Here is a 1,994-nt window from a genome sequence, read left to right as displayed (position 1 = left end):
ACATTATGGCGATCCGCCGCCATCTGGATCGTATCACGATGTGCCTGCAGCCGCTTCAGGTAATTCTCCCGCACCAGCTGCGGATCAATGAACCGCTCCGCCCCAGTCTCAGCATCCCGGAAGTGCGCCGACTTTTCAAAGGTGAAATCAATCTCCGCACGATCCATGAGATGAAACAGCACCAGGTCATGCCCCATCGCACTCAGCAGCGCCAGCTGCTTCTCCAGATGCTCCACCGGCGCCAGCAAATCCGTGATCAAACAAATCATCCCACGCTTCCGCAGCAGATCCGCCAGCTGCCCCACCGACAGCGCCAGCGACGTCCCCGCTGCCTTCGCCGGCCTCTCCAGCTCCGTGATGATCCGTCGCAGATGCCCCGGCCGATTGCGCGGCGGCAGATGCTCCTCAATCCCCTCCGCAAAAGTCGTCAGCCCCGCCGCATCCCCCTGCTTCATCAAAAACGACGCCAGCGTCGCAGCCAGCGTCGCCGCATAATCCGCCTTCGTATATCCCAACGAGCCAAACGTCATCGACTTGCTGTGATCAATCACCAGCTGACACCGCAGGTTCGTCTCATCCTCAAACTTCTTGATGTACGTCCGGTCACTCCGCGCCAGCACCTTCCAGTCAATGTACCGCGGATCATCCCCCTGCACGTAAGCCCGATACTCCGAGAACTCCACCGAGAACCCATGATACGGACTCCGGTGCATCCCCTTCCAAAGCCCCTCCACCACCACCTTCGCCCGCAGCTCAAGCGACTTGATCCGCATCAGCGCGGCAGGATTTAGAAATGTGGTGGCAGTAGTCATGAATGGCACTCCGTTAAGGCAACGTTTCGCACGCTCTGAAACCTCTCCACGCATCCTTCGTTGCGCCTTGAACTTCCCTGTCCGGCTGACGCCATCTTCCGCCACTCCGCCCCGCCACACACCAGCTCCAACGGAGCTGCGTAATATAGCCCAGGGGTGCCGAGCTTTAGCGAGCGCTCCCCTGGGTCAGCCTTACAAGACCGGGAAGCAAACCCAGCACTCCGCCGCATACAGCGTCCACCAGCAGCGTCTGCAATACGCGCCGCCACACATTGCCTCCGCGATGAAAAGGTGCCCCAATTAATCTCCGCCTGCCGCTCACAGGACATGATGCGCATCAGCGCGGCAGGATCAGCGAAAAATGCCTGCGAGTTGCGCGATGATGTTGGGAAAGGATTCACAGCGGTATTATTTCAATAATCAGGCAGGCCAGCGAGCACCAAATATTTTTGAATCATCAAGAACCCAAATACGCCAAAACCAATCAATCCAAGAATGGATGTTGTTTTTGAAGAGGCACCCCATGCAACGGCGCTTAGAATGAACGAGATCAAATAATTTCGGCTATAGTCCCATGGATGAATCCTGACTGAACTGACCTGAAGTCCAAGCCAGTTGAAAATGGAGAGTCCCAGACACACCTTTGCCAGTAAATTGGGAACGTATGGGAGTTTGTGGGAATGGTTCATTTAAAGCGTCTCGTTTCGCCCTTCACCATCTTTAACAACCTCCCAATCGCGTCCTCCACCGTCAAGCCCTCAGCTTCCGCCTTGCAGTCCACAAGAATGCTCTGCCGTAGCACCGGCAGCGTCACCTTCCTCCACTCTACTCCGCCACACACCAGCCCCAACGGGGCTGCGGAATACAGCCCAGGGTCAGCCGAGCCTAAGCGAGGCGACCCTGGGTATATTCGCACAAGTCCGGGAAGCAAACCCAGCACCCCGCCGCACAAAGCGTCCACCAGCAGCGTCTGCAAAGAGCCCCGCCACGCGTTCGCTCCGCGATCAAACGTCGCTCCAACCCCACCCCATCCTTCGATGACCAACCTTAACTGAGTGCTCTTCATAGTAGTCATGGGATTGCGTAAGGTATCGTCATTCGGGCCTACTCATGTGTCATTCCTTTTGCCTAGACCTTCACGTGCTCCAGCAGCTTCCCAATCACCTTCTCCACCGTCACCCC

Annotated in this window: 1 protein-coding gene; it reads right to left on the bottom strand. The window is 57.0% G+C overall.

All coding sequences use genetic code 11. The annotated features are described in order from the left end of the window. Nucleotides 1-812: DUF58 domain-containing protein (locus tag WAW39_RS00070; RefSeq protein WP_422314487.1), on the bottom strand; the 812-nt coding region annotated here is incomplete at its 3' end. Nucleotides 813-1,994: the final 1,182 nt, after the last annotated feature.

The organism is Prosthecobacter sp., from assembly GCF_049294395.1.
GTDB lineage: Bacteria > Verrucomicrobiota > Verrucomicrobiia > Verrucomicrobiales > Verrucomicrobiaceae > Prosthecobacter.
This window is presented reverse-complemented; position numbering and strand designations above follow the sequence as displayed.